General features: G+C 65.2%; 15 protein-coding genes. 11 read left to right on the top strand and 4 right to left on the bottom strand.

Annotated elements, in window-relative coordinates:
• Positions 1-85: 85 nt before the first annotated feature.
• Positions 86-1,345: an ABC transporter substrate-binding protein gene (locus ACXJMY_RS26400; RefSeq protein WP_456622271.1), complete on the bottom strand. Its 1,260-nt coding sequence runs from the start codon at positions 1,343-1,345 to the stop codon at positions 86-88.
• A 172-nt stretch (positions 1,346-1,517) separates the two neighbouring features.
• On the opposite strand from ACXJMY_RS26400, the gene ACXJMY_RS26395 reads away from it, so the two are divergent.
• From ACXJMY_RS26395 to ACXJMY_RS26380, 4 genes are read left to right on the top strand one after another with little or no spacing between them, the layout of a single operon-like run.
• Positions 1,518-3,011: an AMP-binding protein gene (locus ACXJMY_RS26395; protein ID WP_456622270.1), complete on the top strand. Its 1,494-nt coding sequence runs from the start codon at positions 1,518-1,520 to the stop codon at positions 3,009-3,011.
• Positions 3,008-3,655 carry a TetR/AcrR family transcriptional regulator gene (locus ACXJMY_RS26390; RefSeq protein ID WP_456622269.1) on the top strand — a complete coding sequence of 216 codons (648 nt, stop codon included), beginning with the start codon at positions 3,008-3,010 and terminating at the stop codon, positions 3,653-3,655. The genes ACXJMY_RS26395 and ACXJMY_RS26390 overlap by 4 nt, the downstream gene beginning before the upstream one ends.
• On the top strand, positions 3,652-5,562 hold the full coding sequence (locus ACXJMY_RS26385) for a flavin-containing monooxygenase (protein WP_456622268.1): 1,911 nt from the start codon (positions 3,652-3,654) through the stop codon (positions 5,560-5,562). Before ACXJMY_RS26390 ends, ACXJMY_RS26385 begins: the two co-directional genes overlap by 4 nt.
• A 17-nt stretch (positions 5,563-5,579) precedes the next feature.
• Entirely contained in the window at positions 5,580-6,215 is a 636-nt protein-coding gene (locus ACXJMY_RS26380; RefSeq protein ID WP_456622267.1) for a DsbA family protein, read from the top strand.
• A gap of 9 nt (positions 6,216-6,224) precedes the next feature.
• Here ACXJMY_RS26380 and ald read toward each other — a convergent pair whose 3' ends face one another.
• Entirely contained in the window at positions 6,225-7,340 is a 1,116-nt protein-coding gene (gene ald, locus ACXJMY_RS26375; protein WP_456622266.1) for an alanine dehydrogenase, read from the bottom strand.
• 141 nt (positions 7,341-7,481) lie between these two features.
• Here ald and ACXJMY_RS26370 point away from each other — a divergent pair, with 141 nt between their 5' ends.
• The 6 genes from ACXJMY_RS26370 to ACXJMY_RS26345 all read left to right on the top strand — a co-directional run bounded on the left by ACXJMY_RS26370 (position 7,482) and on the right by ACXJMY_RS26345 (position 14,907).
• Complete coding sequence (locus ACXJMY_RS26370) at positions 7,482-7,961, top strand: Lrp/AsnC family transcriptional regulator (protein WP_456622265.1); 480 nt, start codon at positions 7,482-7,484, stop codon at positions 7,959-7,961.
• Between the two features lie 138 nt (positions 7,962-8,099).
• On the top strand, positions 8,100-8,639 hold the full coding sequence (locus tag ACXJMY_RS26365) for a (2Fe-2S)-binding protein (RefSeq protein ID WP_456622264.1): 540 nt from the start codon (positions 8,100-8,102) through the stop codon (positions 8,637-8,639).
• A complete protein-coding gene (locus ACXJMY_RS26360; protein WP_456622263.1) occupies positions 8,636-9,652 on the top strand; it encodes an FAD binding domain-containing protein in 1,017 nt (338 codons plus the stop codon). Before ACXJMY_RS26365 ends, ACXJMY_RS26360 begins: the two co-directional genes overlap by 4 nt.
• A 7-nt stretch (positions 9,653-9,659) precedes the next feature.
• Positions 9,660-11,867 (top strand): xanthine dehydrogenase family protein molybdopterin-binding subunit, encoded by a 2,208-nt coding sequence (locus ACXJMY_RS26355; protein WP_456622262.1) that lies wholly within the window; start codon positions 9,660-9,662, stop codon positions 11,865-11,867.
• Positions 11,868-11,964: 97 nt separating this feature from the next.
• The gene (locus ACXJMY_RS26350) at positions 11,965-14,322 is read left to right on the top strand and encodes an Orn/Lys/Arg family decarboxylase (protein ID WP_456622261.1); all 2,358 of its coding nucleotides are present in this window, start codon (positions 11,965-11,967) and stop codon (positions 14,320-14,322) included.
• A 6-nt stretch (positions 14,323-14,328) separates the two neighbouring features.
• Complete coding sequence (locus ACXJMY_RS26345; protein WP_456622260.1) at positions 14,329-14,907, top strand: N-acetyltransferase family protein; 579 nt, start codon at positions 14,329-14,331, stop codon at positions 14,905-14,907.
• Between the two features lie 3 nt (positions 14,908-14,910).
• Here the strand turns inward: ACXJMY_RS26345 and ACXJMY_RS26340 are convergent, their stop codons facing one another.
• Positions 14,911-15,123 carry a hypothetical protein gene (locus ACXJMY_RS26340; protein WP_456622259.1) on the bottom strand — a complete coding sequence of 71 codons (213 nt, stop codon included), beginning with the start codon at positions 15,121-15,123 and terminating at the stop codon, positions 14,911-14,913.
• 221 nt (positions 15,124-15,344) lie between these two features.
• Between ACXJMY_RS26340 and ACXJMY_RS26335 the strand changes: the two genes are divergently transcribed.
• Entirely contained in the window at positions 15,345-16,286 is a 942-nt protein-coding gene (locus tag ACXJMY_RS26335) for an ornithine cyclodeaminase family protein (RefSeq protein WP_456622258.1), read from the top strand.
• 52 nt (positions 16,287-16,338) lie between these two features.
• On the opposite strand, the gene ACXJMY_RS26330 is transcribed toward ACXJMY_RS26335, so the two are convergent.
• Entirely contained in the window at positions 16,339-16,788 is a 450-nt protein-coding gene (locus ACXJMY_RS26330) for a flagellar basal body rod protein FlgC (RefSeq protein WP_456622257.1), read from the bottom strand.
• Positions 16,789-16,841 lie beyond the last annotated feature (53 nt).

The following is a 16,841-nucleotide window of genomic DNA, read 5'->3' as shown; positions in this document are numbered from 1 at the left end:
CACTTTCATTGCGGCGCGCCTGATACGGCGCGGAGAACCAAAACAAGACGGCGGAGACGGTCGCCCGTCTCCGCCGAACGCGTTGTCAGGTGTAGCCCTTGCTCTTCTTCCACTCGGCCTCGAGCTCGAAGATGGTCTTCCAGTCGCCGGCCTTGACCTCCGGCACATAGGGCTCCTGCGGGATCGTGGTGCCCCAGCCGATCGCGTAGCCGACCAGCGTGTGGTCGTCGGCGCGCATCGTCACGGAGCCGTCGGCGCCGAACGGGCATTTGATGGTGAGGCCGGCCAAGGCCTCCGCGATCTTCTTGCCGTCGGTGGAGTTCGCCTTCTTGGCGGCTTCGGCGAGGAACATCACCGCGGTGGCGTTCTGCCACGACCAGTTGGTCGGATACTCGTTGTACTTGGCCTTGTAGGCATCGCCCCAGGCGGCATTTTCCGGCGTGGTCGGGAACGTCTTGATGTAGCGGTTGCCGGAGTGGATGCCCTTGGGCAGGTTCTTCACCACCGTGAGCGCGGTGTAGTCGGCCATGTTGACCGCGAACACCTCCATCTGGCCGAACATCGCGTAGATGTTGGCCTGGTCGATGTAGGAGGTGAGATCGCCGCCCCACAGACAGGAGTACAGCGCCTGCGGTTTCGCCTGCAAAATCTTGGTGACGACCTCGGTGTAGTCTGGCTGGAACAGCTTTGGCCAGGACTCGCTGATGACCTCGACGTCGGGCGCGAAGCGCTTCAGGTACAGCGTGAACTCGCCGGTGGTGTCGCGGCCATAGGCATAGTCGGGCGAGCAGGTCGCCCATTTCTTCAGGCCCTTGGCCTTGGAGATCGAGGCGGCGTAGCTGCCGCCGACGATGGAATCGTGAATGCCCTGCCGCACGCAGCGGAACGCATTGGGAATGTGCTGCTTGGGATCGGCGGTCAGCGAAGAGGCTTCCGAGCAGGTGTGGACGCAGAGCACGCCGAGATCGCGCGCCACTTCATGCACCGCGAAAGAGCCGGAGGACGCCTCGCCGTCGATCAGCCACTCGCAGCCGTCGGTGTTGACGAGTTCGCGCGCGACGCGGGCGGCTTCCTGCGGCTGGCCCTTGGAGTCGCGGATCACCATCTCGATTGGCCGACCGGCAAGGCCGCCGGCGGCGTTGACCTTCTCGACCTCGAGCATCACCGCATTGCGCGAGGACGTGCCGAGCTGCGCGACGCGGCCGGACAGAATCGTCGGCATGCCGATCTTGATGGTCTTGGCCTGAGCGCGCGCCACCCAGGGCGCGGCAACACTCATCGCTCCGGCACCCATCAGCGCCAGTGTCGAGCGGCGGCTGATGCCCGGTCTGCGGGTTCTCGTCATCTTTTTTCCTCCCTCTGTCGGGTCGGCGTGTCCTGATCCCTGCCGGAGATCGTCTCGTCTCCGTGTTCCCAACAATTTCAGAGGCAGGGGGGTGACGTCAAGCCAAAGATGAATTACGAGTCATAATTCATCGAGGGAGGAAATGAGGCCGACACCGGCCCAAAGCCCGCAAATGATCAACCTTTCGAGCTTCATCGCCTTTCACGCCCGGCGGACGCCGGAGCGGCCCGCGCTGAAATATCGCGGCGAGGAGATTTCCTACGCGGCCTTCGACGCGCGCATCCGGCAAGTCGCCGGCTGGCTCGCCGGACAGGGCATCGGTGCCGGTGACGTCGTGGCCGTCCTGATGAAGAACAGCGCGGCGTTCCTGGAGCTGGTCTTCGCCACCAGCCATCTCGGCGCGGTGTTTCTGCCGATCAACTTCCGCCTCTCCCGCGACGAGGTCGGCTACATCGCCGGCAATGCCGGCGCCCGCCTGCTGATCGTCGACGAAGAGCTGGCGGCGAACGCGGCGGGCGCAACGGTGGTCGTGCTGAACCAAGCCGCGCAGCACAGCGTGACGCACCTCGCAGGCGACGCGCCGCCCGCCCCCATCCACGTCCGCCAACCGTCCGACCTGATGCGGCTGATGTACACTTCGGGCACGACCGACCGTCCCAAGGGCGTGATGCTCGCTTACGACAATTTCTACTGGAAGTCGGCCGACCAGACCATCGCACTGGGCTTGAGCGCCGAGACGCGGCTGCTCGTCGTCGGCCCGCTCTATCACGTCGGCGCGCTCGACCTGCCCGGGATCGCTGTGCTCTGGCATGGCGGCTTCATCCGCATCGAGCGCAACTTCGAGCCCGAGGCGGCGCTTGCCGCCATCGCGGAGGACCGGCTCAACGCAGCCTGGTTCGCGCCGGTGATGACCACCGCGATGCTCACCTGCCCCACCCGTGAGCGCTACGACGTCTCCAGCCTGAGATGGGCGATCGGCGGCGGCGAGAAGACGCCGGAGGTGCGCATCCGCGCCTTCTCGGAGTTGTTCCGCAACGCGCGCTACATCGACGCCTATGGCCTCACCGAAACCGTGGGCGGCGACACCTTCATGGAGGCCGGCCGCGAGATCGAGAAGATCGGCTCGACCGGCCGCGCCATCACCCATGTCGCGATCGAGATCCGCGACGAGGCCGGTGAGAGGCTGCCGCCGAACGTCAACGGCGAGATCTGCCTGCGCGGGCCCAAAATTACGCGCGGCTATTGGAAGGATCCGGAGAAGACGGCGGCCGCATTCTTCGGCGACTGGTTCCGCAGCGGCGACGTCGGCTATCTCGACGACGACGGCTTCCTCTATCTGACCGACCGCAAGAAGGACATGATCATCTCCGGCGGCGAGAACATCGCCTCCTCCGAGGTCGAGCGTGTCATCTACGAGCTACCGGAGGTGCGCGAGGTCGCGGTGATCGGCCTGCGCGATGCGCGCTGGGGCGAGAAGCCGGTCGCCATCGTCGTGCTGGCCGAAGGCGCCACGCTCGAGCTGCCTGCCCTCACCGAGCACTGCCGCGCGCGGCTGGCGAGCTTCAAGGTGCCGAAACAGCTCGTTGTCCGCGACAGCCTGCCGCGCAACCCGAGCGGAAAAATCCTCAAGCGCGTGCTGCGCGCCGAGCTGGAGACTGTTGAATGACGCGAGCAGACACCGCGGCAAAAGTGACGAAGCTCAACCGCGTCGAGCGCAACGCCTGGACCAAGCAGAAGATCTTTGACGCCGCGACCAAAGTCGTCGGCAAACATGGTTATGCCGAAGCCTCCGTGGCCCGCATCACCGAGCAGGCCGGCGTCGCGCAAGGCACCTTCTACAATCACTTCGAGAACCGCCAGGAGCTGCTCGATCAGCTGCTGCCGAAAATCGGCCTCGACATGGTCGAGTTCATCCGCGCGCGCACCGGCACGGCCGATGCGGCGCGGCAGGAGATCGAGCGCTTTTCGGCCTTCTTCGACTTCATCTGCGAGGTGCCGGAATTTTTGCGCATCCTCAACGAGGCCGAATTCTTCGCTCCCGTCGGCTACCAGAAGCACCTCGACAACATCTCGACCGCCTATGTCCGCATCCTGCGCCGCGCCCGGCTCGCCGGGGCCATCGAGGACTACAGCGACGAGGAGTTCGAGGCGATCGTCCACATGCTGATGGGCTCGCGCGGCTATCTCAGCCGCCGCTACTCCTATTCGAAAGGCGGCGTCAGCGCCGTGCCCGATCACGTCATCTCGGCCTATCGCAAGCTGATGACGCGCGGCCTGTTCAGTTCATCCGGGGATCAGGAAACACCATGAACATCGCATCTCCACGCAAGCCGCTCGACCTCGCCTCGGCGATTGCCGAAGGCGATATCCGCTGCCTCCTGATGGTGCTGGTGCACATGACGGGCGACGAGCGCTGGCTCGAGCCGCCCTATTTGCCGAAGCGCGACATCCGCCTGATCCCCGATCCCGAGGCCGGCGTGCCCAGGGAGGTTCAGGACGAAATTCGCGCCGCGGTCGTCAACCTCTTTGCCGACGGAGCGCCCAAGCCCGTGATCGCCGACCCCGGCGACACGCTGCTGCTGAGGATGATGCGCGCCTGCCTCGGCGAAAACGTCGCGCCGGAATATGCGCCGCTGATGCGCGAAGAGATGGGTTTTGTGGCGCGCGAACCGCGCTGGACCAATCGCCCTTCCGACGGCAAACTCGCCGATCAGCACGTCCTGATCGTCGGCGCCGGCGTCTGCGCCATCGCGCTTGGCGTGACGCTCGGCCATCTCGGCATCCCCTACACCATCGTCGAGAAGAACGACGAGCTCGGCGGCACCTGGTGGATCAACCGCTATCCGGGCTGCGGCGTCGATACGCCGAACCACTCCTATTCCTATTCCTTCAGCTCGCACAACGAATGGACGCGGTATTTCTGCCAGCGCGAGGAGCTGCTCGGATATCTCCAGAAGGTTGCCGACGCATACGGCATCCGCAAGCATCTGCGCGTCAACACCGAGCTGACCTCGGCGCGCTGGGACGAAGGCAAGCGGCGCTGGATCTCCACGCTGAGGACGCAGAACGGCGAAGAAACCTTCGAATCCACCGCGCTGGTCTCGGCCATTGGCCAGCTCAACGACCCCTCCCGCGCCCGCTTCGAGGGCGAGGACGATTTTGCGGGAACGATCCTGCATTCGGCGCTGTGGACCGATGACATCAAGCTCGACGGCAAGCATGTTGCCGTGATCGGCACCGGCGCCACCGCGATGCAGCTCGTGCCGGCGATCGCCGGCCGCGTCGCCTCCGTCACCGTGTATCAGCGCAGCGCGCAATGGGCGCGGCCGGTGCAGGGCTATGCCGATCCGATCAGCGAGGGCGCGCGCTGGCTGCTCGCGCATCTGCCGTTCTATGTGCAGTGGTATCGCTTCAACATGTTCTGGCGCTATGGCGACGGACTGTTGCCCTTCCTGCGCAAGGACCCGGCCTGGCCGCATCCCGAGCGCGCCGTCAACAAGGGCAATGACCGGCACCGGCAGGAGCTGACCGACTTCATCCTCACCGAGCTGAAGGATCGCCCCGACCTGATTGCCAAATGCGTGCCGACCTACCCGCCCTATGGCAAGCGCATCCTGCTCGACAACAACTGGTTCAAGACATTGACGCGGCCGAATGTCGAGCTGGTCACCGACGGGGTCGACCATTTCGATCAGGGCGGCATCGTCACCGCCGACGGCGAGCACCGCCCGGCCGACATCATCGTGATCGCGACCGGGTTCAAGGTCACGGAAATGGCGGCCCGCCTCGACATCACCGGCCGCGACGGCAAGAATCTGCGCGACAAATGGGGCCACGACAATCCGACCGCGTTTCTCGGCCTCACCGTGCCCGATTTTCCCAACTTCTTCTGCATGCTGGGGCCGAACTCCGGCCCCGCCCATGGCGGCAGCGTGATCTTTCAGTCGGAATGCCAGAGCCGCTACATCTCCGCCTGTCTGGTCGACATGATCGAGCACGACGTTTCCGCCATCGACGTCCGCCAGGACGTGCACGACGACTACATCCGGAAGGTGGACGCCGAGCACGAGGGCATGATCTGGACCCATCCGGGCATGACGACCTACTATCGCAACTCAAGCGGCCGCGTGTTTTCCGCGATGCCGTGGCGCTTCGTCGACTATTGGCGCATGACGCATGATCCGGATTTGAGGCAGTACAAGCTGACGAAGGGGTAGACTGTAGGGAGAGACCGATGCCCAAGCCGCGCGTACGCATCTACACCGACTACAAGAGCCCCTACGCGTTCGTCGCCAACAAGCGGCTGTTCGCGCTCGAGGAGACGCATGGCGTCGAGCTGGAGTGGCTGCCCTATACGCTGCGCGTCGCTGAATTCATGGGGACGGTCGAGGAGCGCACGCCGCATTTCTGGCGCAAGGTGCGCTACGCCTATATGGACGCACGTCGCTACGCCAATGCGCAAGGGCTCGTCATGAAGGGCCCGCGACGGATCTACGACGCGTTCTATTCCAGCGTCGGCATGCTGTTCGCGCAACGCCACGGCTTTTTCCGTCCCTACCACGACACGGTGTTTCGCCGCTTCTGGAGCCACGAGCTGGAGATCGATGATCTCGGAGAGATCACCGGCGTCGTCACCGCATGCGGCGGATCGGCCAGCGAATTCGCATCCTACGTTCACGGCCCTGCCCGTGCCGAGCACGATCGCATCATCGATGAAGCCGAGGCGCTGGGCGTGTTCGGCGTTCCCACCATGGTGTTCAATGGCGAGCTGTTCTGGGGCGGCGACCGCATCGACATGCTGATCGGGCGCATCGAGAAGCCCGAGACCATCGCGGCCGCGCTCGGCAGCCGTCACCGCAAGCCGGTATAGGCTGCGCCCCTACGCCGCCAGCCCGCTCTCCACCGGAGCGAATTCCAACCCGAGGCTCTCCGCCACCGCCTTGTTGGTGATACGACCGCGGTGGACGTTGAGCCCGTTGCGCAGATGCGGATTTTCCAGCACCGCGGCAAAGCCCTTGTTCGCAAGCATCAGGCCGAACGGCAGGGTCGCGTTGTTTAGCGCCTGGCTGGACGTCACCGGCACCGCGCCCGGCATGTTGGCGACGCAATAATGCACGATACCGTCGACCTCGTAGGTCGGATCGGTATGCGTGGTCGCATGCGAGGTCTCGAAGCAGCCGCCCTGGTCGATGGCGACGTCGACCAGCACCGCGCCGGGCTGCATCGATTTGAGCATCGCGCGCGTGACGAGCTTTGGCGCGCTCGCGCCGGGCACCAGCACCGCGCCGATCACGACGTCGGCGGCAAAGACCTCCTCCTCGACCGCCTCGATGGTCGAGAAGCGGGTGCGCACCCGCCCGAGAAAGACATCATCCAGCTCGCGAAGACGAGGAATCGAGCGGTCGATCACCGTGACTTCGGCGCCAAGGCCCGCCGCCATGCGCGCGGCCTGGGTTCCCACCACGCCGCCGCCGAGCACGACCACGCGCGCCGGCTGCACGCCGGGCACGCCGCCCAGAAGCAAGCCGCGGCCGCCGGCCGACCGCTTGAGCGCGGCGCCGGCGGCCTCGATGGCGAGGCGGCCGGCGACTTCGCTCATCGGCGCCAGCAGGGGGAGGTGACCGTCCGCGTCGGTGACGGTTTCATAGGCGATCGCGGTGCAACCGGAGGCGAGCAAGCCCTTGGCCTGTTCGGGATCCGGCGCGAGATGGAGATAGGTGAACAGGATCTGGCTTTCGCGAAGCTGAGCCCATTCGCTGCGCTGCGGCTCCTTCACCTTCACGATCATCTCGCAGTTGGCGAAGACGTCGCGGGCGGTCCCGGCGATCGCGGCCCCTGCGCGCCGATAGACCTCATCGGAGGCGCCGATGCCGCTGCCGGCGCCGGTCTCGACCGTCACCTGGTGCCCGGCCGCAACATATTCGCGGACGGCGCCCGGGGTGAGCCCGACGCGATATTCCTGCACCTTGATTTCCTTGGGCACACCGACGCGCATCCCGGGCTCCTTCCAACGTTCCGATTCACAACGTCATGGTAGCGACGGGTGAGGTTTGGTTTCGTGCAAATATCCGCTAGGTTCGGCCTCCCCGCGCCGGTTTCGGGCGCGCAAACGCCCTTTCACGCTGGAAACGAAACCTTGGCCCTCGACCGGAAAGATCTCGCCATCCTTGCGGAACTCACGACCAATGCACGGGCCAGCCACACCGAGCTTGCCAACAAGGTCGGCTTGTCCAGCACGGCGCTGGCGCGGCGGCAAAAGGCGCTGGAGGACGACGGCTACATCCAGGCCTACCAGGCCGCGCTCGACCTCAGGCAGTTCGGCCTCACCACGACGGTGCTGGTGCGCATCGCGCTGGAGAGCCAGAGCGACGAGGCGCTGAAGGCGTTCGAGGTGGAGGTGGTGAAGTGCCCCTCCGTGGTGCGCTGCTTCCTGATGTCGGGCACCGACGACTACATCCTGATCGTGCTCGCCCGCGACATCCAGGACTTCGAGCGCATCCACCGCACCGAACTGTCGCGCCTGCCGCGCGTGGCGCGGGTGCAATCGAGCTTCGCGCTGCGCGAGATCGTCAACCGCGCCGTGCCGACCGTGGTGTTCGGCGAGGCGAAGCGCTGACCGCAGTCCGGGGACAGTAGAGCCCGTCGGGAACCAAGCGAGCGGTCGTCAGTTGGGCGCTATTGGCCAGCAGAGGCGACACGCCCTCGCGTCAGCACGCCTGACCTCTCCGCCCGGCTCCGTCGCAAGGAATAAGACATGGCCCAAGACACGGCCCAAGACACGGCCCAAGACTTGGCCCAAGACTCGGCCGATGCCACGCATCAGATCGCCGAACGCATTCCGATCGATCTCGTCGTCAATGGCGTCAGGCGCACGCTCGACCTGGTGCCCTGGACCACGCTCCTGGATGCCTTGCGTGACCATCTCGGGCTGACCGGCACCAAGAAGGGCTGCGATCACGGCCAATGCGGCGCCTGCACCGTGCTGGTGGATGGCCGCCGCGTCAATTCCTGCCTGACGCTGGCCGTCATGAAGGACGGCGCCGAGATCACGACCGTCGAAGGCCTCGCCAGCGACGGCACGCTGCATCCCCTGCAACAGGCCTTCATCGATCACGACGCCTTCCAGTGCGGCTATTGCACATCGGGCCAGATATGTTCGGCGGCCGGCCTCTTGGCCGAAGGCCGCGCCGGCGACGCCGACGAGATCCGGGAACTGATGAGTGGAAATCTCTGCCGCTGCGGCGCCTATCCGAACATCGTCGCCGCCATCCAGCAGGCAATGGGCCGGCCATGAACAACTTCCAGTACTCCCGCGCCACCGACGTTGCCGACGCGATCCGGCTGCTGGCCGCCGATCCCGGAGCTAAACTAATTGCCGGCGGGACCAACCTGATCGACCTGATGAAGGAGAATGTCGAGCGCCCCTCCCGCCTGATCGACATTTCCCGCCTGCCGCTGCGCAAGGTCGAGGAGACGGGCGACGGCGGCCTGCGCATCGGTGCCTTGGTGCCGAATTCGGACCTCGCCTACCATCCGTTGATCGAGCAGCGCTATCCCCTGCTCGCAAGCGCCATCCTGGCGGGTGCCTCGGCGCAGTTGCGTAACATGGCCTCGGTCGGCGGCAATCTGATGCAGCGAACGCGTTGCGCCTACTTCTATGACACCGCGACGCCGTGCAACAAGCGAACTCCCGGCAGCGGCTGCTCGGCGATCGACGGCCTCAACCGCAATCATGCGATCCTGGGCACGAGCGCCGCCTGCATCGCGACCAACCCGTCCGACATGAGCGTGGCGCTGGCCGCGCTCGGCGCGCTTGTGCACATCGCGGGCCGCTCCGGCGAGCGCACCATCGCCCTGACCGATTTCCATCGACTTCCCGGCGACACGCCTCACGTCGATACCAATCTCGGCCCCGGCGAAATCATCACGGCGATCGAACTGCCGCCACGCGGTTTTGCCGAGAACTACAGCTATCTGAAGATCCGCGACCGGCTGTCCTATGCCTTCGCCCTGGTCTCGGTTGCAGCTGCGCTCGAGATGGAGGGCAACGCGATCAGCGAAGCACGCGTGGCGCTTGGCGGCGTGGCTCACAAGCCCTGGCGCAGCCGCGAAGCCGAAGCGGCGCTGCGCGGCCAGGCCGCGACGCCGGAGCATTTCTCGCGCGCTGCCAATCTCCTGCTGCAGGGAGCAACGGCCCGGTCGCATAACGGCTTCAAGATCGAGCTCGCGCGCCGCGCCATCGTGCGGACGCTGACGCAGGCCGCGAGCGCCACGCCGCAATCCCAGGCTCACAAGAAGATCGCGTGAGGGACCGATGAACGCCTATGTCGGAACACCAACGTCCCGCGTCGACGGCCGGGCCAAGGTCACCGGCGCCGCCAAATATGCCGGCGAATTTCCGGCCGACGGCCTCGTCCATGGTTTCGTCGTCGCTTCCACCATTCCAAGCGGGCGCATTGCCCGCCTCGACCCCGCCGAGGCGCTGAAGGTGAAGGGTGTGCTCGACGTGTTCACGCATGCCAACCGCCCGCCACTCGCAGACAACGACGAGGCCTGGAAGGACGAGGTGGCGCCCGAGCAAGGCTCGCCTTTCCGTCCACTGTATGACGACACGATCAAGTTCAACGGCCAGCCGATCGCACTGGTCGTGGCCGAGAATTGGGAAACCGCAAAATTCGCCGCGACCCTGGTGCGCGTCGAATACCAGGAGGACCAGGCGTTTGCGACCGATCTCGAAGCCGAGCGCAGCAAGGCCGCCGAGGTGGAGAAGCCGCACAAGCCGCGCGGTGATGCTCCAGCGGCGCTTGCCGGGGCTGCCGTGCGGCACGAAGCGGACTATTTCATTCCGACCGAGCATCACAACCCGATGGAGCTGTTCGCGACCACGGCGGTCTGGAACGGGGACGGCAGGCTCACGGTCTACGACAAGACGCAGGGCGTCCAGAACGTCCAAAAGTTTCTCTGCGGCGTCTTCGACAAGAAGCCGGATGATATCCGCGTGGTCTCGCCCTATGTCGGCGGCGCCTTCGGTTCAGGCTTGCGGCCGCAATATCAGGTGGTGCTGGCAACGCTTGGTGCGCTCGCGCTGAAGCGGTCCGTTCGCGTCGTGCTGACGCGGCAGCAGATGTATGGACTCGGGTACAGGCCGGCGACCATCGAACGCATCGGGCTCGGCGCGAAGTCCGACGGCACGCTCGACGCCGTCACGCACGAGGCCACCGCCATCACCTCACGCTACGAGGATTTCTCGCGCAACGACGCCGGCTGGGCCGACCAGCTCTACCGAAGCCCGAACACGCGCCTCGCGCACAAGCTCGTCCGCCTCGACGTCTCCACCCCCTGCGACATGCGCGCGCCAGGGGCCGCTTCCGGCGTCTGCGCGCTCGAATGCGCCATGGACGAGCTGGCCGTCGCGCTCAAGCTCGATCCCGTCGAGCTGCGGCTGAAGTGCTATTCGGACCGCGACCAGAGTGAAGACCTGCCCTACACCAGCAAGCAACTGCGCGAATGCTACGCACGCGGCGCGGAGGCCTTCGGCTGGAGCCGGCGCAATCCTGCGCCGCGCTCCATGCGCGACGGCAAGGAGCTGGTCGGCTGGGGCATGGCGACGGGCGTGTGGGAAGCGCTGCAGATGCCGGTCGCGGTGCGTATCGTGCTGACGTCGAACGGCCATGCCGAGGTGTCCTGCGCCGCGTCTGATATCGGCACCGGCACCTACACCATCGTGGCACAGGTGGCCGCCGACGCCCTCGGGCTGCCGATCGAGAATATCGACGTGAAGCTTGCCGACTCGGCCTTGCCGCAGGCCCCTGTCGAAGGCGGTTCCTGGATGGCGGCGTCGGCCGCGCACGCCGTGCTGGGCGCGGCCGACGACATTCGCCAGGAGCTCGCACGGCTCGCCAAGGCGATGCCCGCCTCGCCCCTCGGCGGCGTCGATGCGCCCGATGTGATCCTTGTCGATGGCACGATCGCCAGGGCCGCCGACAAGGCTCGTGCCGTCTCGATCGCCGACGCGATGCGTCACGGCAAGCTCGAGCGGATCGAGAAAGAGAAGCTCAATCATTTCTCGGAGGACAAGTCGCACGCGCGCAACACCCATTCGGCGGTCTTCGCCGAGGTCAAGGTTGACGAAGAACTGGGCGTCATCCGCGTCGCGCGTGTCGTGAGCGCCGTCGCAGCCGGCCGGATCATCAATACCAAGACCGGCCGCAGCCAGATCATGGGCGGCGTGGTCTGGGGCATCGGAATGGCGCTGCACGAGGAGACGGTGATGGATCACCGCTTCGGCCGGATCATGAACGCGAACATCGCCGAGTACCACATTCCCGTGAATGCCGACATTCACGACATCGACGTCATCTTCGTCGACGAACCCGACGACCGGATCAACAAGCTGGGCGTCAAGGGCATTGGCGAAATCGGCATCGTCGGCGTGCCTGCGGCGATCGCGAACGCGGTCTATCACGCCACCGGCAAGCGCATCCGGCGCTTCCCGATCACGCTGGACAAGTTGCTGGACTGATCTCCCGTTACCCGATCCCCGCTGGATCGGGCGGCTGTCATATAACTGTCATCGAAAGTGCAGAGACCTGCCAGTCTCTGTAGATTCGGGACACGACATGGACTATTTCAAGCGCTTCAACTTCCTGTTCGCCGCACCTGTGTTCGACGCCGACGACCTCGAGGGCGTCCGCTTCAACCAGATCATCGAGGAGATCCAGCGCTCCGGCTTCGAGGTGGTCCGGGCCCGCAAGCTTGAGGACGCCGAGATGGCGGTGCAGACCGACGCCGCTATCGGCTGCATGGTGGTGGACTGGGGCAAGAAGGGCCTGGAGGGCAAGACCTCGGCGCTGATCAATCTGATGCGGCGCCGCGGCCTCGACTTCCCGATCATCCTGCTGATCCGGCGCAAGCGGTTCGAGGATCTGCCGGTCGAGGTGCTCGATTTCATCGACGGCTATGTCTTCCTGTCCGAGGAGACGCCGACCTTCATCGCCAAGAACCTGATCAGCCGGCTGAAGCAATATGCCGAGACACTGAAGACGCCGTTCTTCGGCGCGCTGGTCGACTATGCCGAGGAAGGCAACCAGCTCTGGACCTGCCCCGGTCACAATGGCGGCGTGTTCTACAACCGCAGCCCGATCGGCCGCGTCTTCGTCGAGCATCTCGGCGAATCCGTGTTCCGCGACGATCTCGACAATTCCGTGCTCGACCTCGGCGACCTCCTCACTCATGAGGGCCCGGCGCTGAAGGCGCAGAAGGAAGCAGCGGCGATCTTCGGCGCGGAGAAGACCTATTTCGTGCTCAACGGCACCTCGACCTCGAACAAGGTCGCGCTCGGCGCGCTCGTCACCGACGGCGATCTCGTGCTGTTCGACCGCAACAACCACAAGGCCGCCCATCACGGCGCGCTGATGATCAATGGCGGCATCCCGATCTATGTGCCGACCATCCGCAACGCCTGGGGCCTGATCGGCCCGATGCGCTGGGACGCGCTCGACGAGAAAGCCTTGCGCGAGGCGATCCGCAATCATCCGCTGGTCGAGGACAAGGAGGCCTGGCGCAAGGAGCGGCCGTTCCGCGTCGCCGTGGTCGAGCAGTGCACCTATGACGGTTCGATCCACAGCGCCGAGATGATTTTGAAGCGCATCGGCCATCTCTGCGAGTACATCCTGTTCGACGAGGCCTGGGCCGGCTTCATGAAATTCCACCCGCTCTATGCCGGCCGCTTCGCCATGGGCCTCGCGAACCTCCCCCCGGAAGCGCCGGGCATCATTGCGACGCAGTCGACGCATAAGCAGCTCGCGAGTTTCTCGCAGGCCTCCCAGATCCACATCAAGGACCGTCACATCCGCGGCCAGAAGCGGCGCGTCGAGCACCGCCGCTTCAACGAGAGTTTTATGCAGCACGCATCCACGTCGCCATTCTATCCGCTGTTCGCCTCGCTCGACGTCGGCGCGCAGATGATGAAGGGCCGCTCCGGCGAGGTGCTGTGGGACGACACGATCCGCCTCGGCATCGAGCTGCGCAAGAAAATCCGGGCGATGCGCCGGGAGTTCGAGGAGAAGGAACAGAATCCGGACCGCCGCTGGTTCTTCGAGCCGTTCGTTCCCGATCGCGTCGCGATTCCCGACGTCAGCCGCCCCGGCGCTGCGCACAACGTCGCCTGGGAAACGCTCTCCACCGACGAGCTCGCCACCAATCCCGCCCTGTGGCAGCTCTCGCCCGACAGCACCTGGCATGGCTTTCCCGGCCTCGCGGAAGGCTTTGCCATGACCGATCCGAACAAACTGACGCTGCTCACACCCGGCTTCGACCGCACCACCGGCGCCTATGCCGAGCACGGCATCCCCGCCCCTGTGGTCGCGCAATATCTGCGCGAAAACCGCATCGTGCCCGAGAAGAACGACCTCAACTCGCTGCTCTTCCTGCTCACGCCCGGCGTCGAGGCGAGCAAGGCCGGCACGCTGATCTCCGGCCTCGTGGCGTTCAAGAGATTGCACGACGACAATGCGCTGCTGGCCGACGCGATTCCGGAATTCTATCAGCGGCGGCAGGCGCGCTATGCCGGCGTGCGGCTCCGCGACCTCTGCGGCGAGATGCACCGCTTCTTCCGCGCCGCCGACGTCAGCGCGCTGCAGGCCCGGCAATTCATGCCCGAGCACATGCCTGAGATTGCGATGTCGCCCCGTGATGCCGCGCGCTATCTGTTCAAGAACGACGTCGACTATTTGCCGATCGAGGCGATCGCGGGCCGCATCGCCACCACGCCCTTCGTGGTCTATCCGCCCGGCATCGCCACCATTGTTCCCGGCGAGCGGCTGACGGAACGGGCGAAGCCCATGGTCGATTATCTCAAGATGTTCGAGACCTGCTTCAATACGTTTCCGGGCTTCGATGTCGAAATCCAGGGCGTCTACAAGGAGATCGATGCGACCGGCCGCATCGGCCTCTACACTTACGTCGTTACCGAGTAGGTGCCGATGAACGAAACAGCCGCAATCCGCGCGGATGACGAGCCGGTCCTGGTCCGGCCCTCACGCGAAAGCGATATCGAAGCGATGCTGGCGATCTACCGCCATCACGTCCGCAATGGGGTGCCACGCGATGTCGAGGGAACCGGCGCGCCGGAGCCCGACGATCTGCGTGACCGGCGCAAGAATCTGAAGCAGACCCGCCTGCCGCATCTGGTCGCGACTTTTCGCGGCGAGGTCGTCGGCTATGCCTATGCGGTGCTGTTCCGCAAGCGCCCGGCCTATCGCTACACGGCCAAGCACTCGATCTATGTCCATCAGGAGCATCTCGGCCGCGGGATCGGACGGCTGCTGCTCCAGGAATTGATCGACACTTGTGCCGCGGCCGGCTTCCGCCAGATGATCGGCTACATCGATGCCGACAATGCGCCCTCACTGGCGCTGCACGAGAAGTTCGGCTTCGCGCGCGCCGGCCTGCTGTGCGGTGTCGCCTATCGCCACGGCCGCTGGTCCGACACCGTCATGGTGCAGCGCTCGCTCGGCGCAGGCACAACCGCGCCGCCGCCGGCGATGGCACCCGGCCGCTAGGCCTCAGGACGGAAAATCGGCCGGTCTGATCTGGATACGGTCGGCATGCAGCGACCAGTGGTGCAACGCCTGGTCCTTGCAGAACTTGGCCTTCGCGCGTTCCCTGGCTTCGTCCTCGTCGGCGGCGTCGATCTCGATCGCGCCCTGGCAGACCTCGATCTCCCGGCCGTACTGGCCGAGCACGTCCTTCATGAACTTGACGACATAAGTTGACATGGGGACCTCCCTGCTGCTCCGCCGGCACTCTAGTCCCATTTAGCCGGGACGGGGAAAGGAGATTTTGACGCGGATCAAAGTCGATGAGCCCGGCGGAAGATTCGTTGCGGAACCCGTTGTGGGCGTTTAAGCGGAAATGCGGGTTTCGGAGGCGGCCCAAGGCTTGCCCCCAGAACCAGAAATTGAGGCCGGCGCCGGCCTTCGCCAACGAGGATTTTGCCTTGCACTTTGTCTCCGACACCGACGTTACGAAGGTCCTGACATTCCCGATCCTCATTGCCGCCCTGGAAGAAGCGCATCGCCGGCCGAAGATGGAGGTTCTTGACGCCTTCCTCGGCAGCGAGACGGGGCAATACGTCATCCGCAGCGCGGTCGATCCCGGCCGCTACATGGCGAGCAAGATGTTCACCAGCTTTCCCGCCAATCTCGCGGAAGGGAAGATGCCGGCGGTGCAGGCCGTATGCGTGCTGTTCGACGGCACCAACGGACGGCCGCTGGCGGCGATGGATGGAACCGAGATCACGCACTGGCGCACTGCCGCCGACTCAGCGCTGGGCGCGAAACTTCTCGCTGCCCCCAATCCCGAAACGCTCCTTGTCGTCGGTGCCGGCGAAATGTCCGAGTGGCTGGTCCGGGGGCATCGAACAGTGCGGCCGTCGCTGCAACGGGTACTGATCTGGAACCGAAGCCCGGAACGGGCATCCGAGCTCGCCGGGCGGCTGGCGGCGGACGGCGTCAAGGCGGAAACAACCGCAGACCTCGACGCCGCGACGCGCGAGGCTGACATCATCACCACCTGCACCCGGTCGCACGCACCGCTGATCAAGGGACGAAATTTGCGGCCGGGGACGCATCTGGACCTGGTCGGCGGCTATACGCCGCAAACCCGCGAGGCGGATGACGACGCCGCAAAGCGGTCGCGCGTCTTCGTCGACAGGCGGGAATCCGCCTTCCATGGCGTCGGCGACATTCTGCAGCCGATCGCCAGCGGTGCGATCAGCGAGAAGGATGTCCTCGGCGACCTCTACGATCTCGCCGGCGGTCGCGTACAGGGGCGAACGTCACCGTCCGATGTCACGTTCTTCAAGAACGCAGGAGGCGGCCATCTCGACCTCATGACCTGCGAGGCCGTGTTCCAGCAACTCGGCGCAAAGCTGGGGTAGACGCGCTACCCCGACGTCACGCCGGTAGAGGCGGACGAGCCGGCATCGGCCATCACGCCTTGATATCGAGGAGTGTGTCTTCAGTCTCAGAGTAGGCTTCAATGACCTTCGCATTGGCAATGAAGCTGTACTTTGCGGTCGCAAGCTCAGCGAATTCGCTGACGAGATCGACATTGGGCGCGGCGACCAGACCGTCCTGGTTTGCGAAGGGAGCGCTCGGGTCGGATTGCACGGTATAGCTCGGCGAAACCGTCGACACGGTCGCGACCGTCCCGCCCGGCGTCGAGCCGCTCGATTGGGAGACCTGATCGACCCGCAACGGCACGTAGGCCGCCGGAAACGTCGGAGCAATGCCCGAACTGCCCGCACCGGCCGATGTGCTCGATCCGCCTGATGCAGGTAGCGGGCCGGTCGTGCTGATATTGGCGATATTGCTCGCGGCCACGCTCACGCGCAAACTCGCTGCAGAAAGTCCGGATGTCGCAATCGAAAATATGCTCATGGACCCTTATCTACAGGACAAGTCATACGTGTTCATTCACGCCATCAGTAAAA

It is taken from the genome of Bradyrhizobium sp. P5_C12 (assembly GCF_054049735.1).
The sequence above is the reverse complement of the archived record's forward strand: the minus strand, read 5'-3'. Positions and strand labels throughout refer to the sequence as shown.

Excerpts from the sequence above, each read along its gene's own strand:
- ACXJMY_RS26330 (WP_456622257.1), bottom strand. The coding sequence starts at position 16,788 with ATGAGCATATTTTCGATTGCGACATCCGGACTTTCTGCAGCGAGTTTG.
- ACXJMY_RS26385 (WP_456622268.1), top strand. The coding sequence starts at position 3,652 with ATGAACATCGCATCTCCACGCAAGCCGCTCGACCTCGCCTCGGCGATT.
- ACXJMY_RS26360 (WP_456622263.1), top strand. The coding sequence starts at position 8,636 with ATGAACAACTTCCAGTACTCCCGCGCCACCGACGTTGCCGACGCGATC.
- ACXJMY_RS26365 (WP_456622264.1), top strand. The coding sequence starts at position 8,100 with ATGGCCCAAGACACGGCCCAAGACACGGCCCAAGACTTGGCCCAAGAC.
- ACXJMY_RS26345 (WP_456622260.1), top strand. The coding sequence starts at position 14,329 with ATGAACGAAACAGCCGCAATCCGCGCGGATGACGAGCCGGTCCTGGTC.
- ACXJMY_RS26350 (WP_456622261.1), top strand. The coding sequence starts at position 11,965 with ATGGACTATTTCAAGCGCTTCAACTTCCTGTTCGCCGCACCTGTGTTC.
- ald (WP_456622266.1), bottom strand. The coding sequence starts at position 7,340 with ATGCGCGTCGGTGTGCCCAAGGAAATCAAGGTGCAGGAATATCGCGTC.
- ACXJMY_RS26340 (WP_456622259.1), bottom strand. The coding sequence starts at position 15,123 with ATGTCAACTTATGTCGTCAAGTTCATGAAGGACGTGCTCGGCCAGTAC.
- ACXJMY_RS26395 (WP_456622270.1), top strand. The coding sequence starts at position 1,518 with ATGATCAACCTTTCGAGCTTCATCGCCTTTCACGCCCGGCGGACGCCG.
- ACXJMY_RS26380 (WP_456622267.1), top strand. The coding sequence starts at position 5,580 with ATGCCCAAGCCGCGCGTACGCATCTACACCGACTACAAGAGCCCCTAC.
- ACXJMY_RS26390 (WP_456622269.1), top strand. The coding sequence starts at position 3,008 with ATGACGCGAGCAGACACCGCGGCAAAAGTGACGAAGCTCAACCGCGTC.
- ACXJMY_RS26400 (WP_456622271.1), bottom strand. The coding sequence starts at position 1,345 with ATGACGAGAACCCGCAGACCGGGCATCAGCCGCCGCTCGACACTGGCG.
- ACXJMY_RS26355 (WP_456622262.1), top strand. The coding sequence starts at position 9,660 with ATGAACGCCTATGTCGGAACACCAACGTCCCGCGTCGACGGCCGGGCC.